1 protein-coding gene is annotated in these 406 nt (G+C 42.4%); it reads right to left on the reverse strand.

All coding sequences use genetic code 11. The annotated features are described in order from the left end of the window. Positions 1-83 precede the first annotated feature (83 nt). The coding region (locus CVM73_RS38900; RefSeq protein WP_146006768.1) for a DNA/RNA helicase domain-containing protein at positions 84-406 on the reverse strand (323 nt) is incomplete at its 5' end.

Consider the following 406-nt stretch of genomic DNA (forward strand, 5'->3'; position numbering starts at 1 on the left):
AGGTGATTGATAGGGCTAAATCCTTCTCATTGTGAAATTGTCGCCAGTTTCGCTCATCCCGAAATTGATTGACCTTGTCCATACTAGATGCCATTCTTCATTGCCTCCACTCTCATGTCCTGTAATTTCCGCTTCAAATTGTCATTGACCGCATAAATGGCTAAGCCGTATATTCCCCGCTTCATCAAGACGTTGATTGAATTCAAGATGATCTGCTCTTTAGCGGCCATGGCCTCCTTGTGTCTGGCAAAACGATTAGCACCGCTGTAACCACCCGTATCTTGATATTTGCTTGGATCGATAGTTAATCTTTCGGTCTCAAAATCATAATCAATTGACGTTCCAAGTACAATACCCACATAGTTTAAATCAAATCCCTGGACTGTGTAAATGGACCCGACTTCAT

The organism is Bradyrhizobium forestalis, from assembly GCF_002795245.1.
GTDB lineage: Bacteria > Pseudomonadota > Alphaproteobacteria > Rhizobiales > Xanthobacteraceae > Bradyrhizobium > Bradyrhizobium forestalis.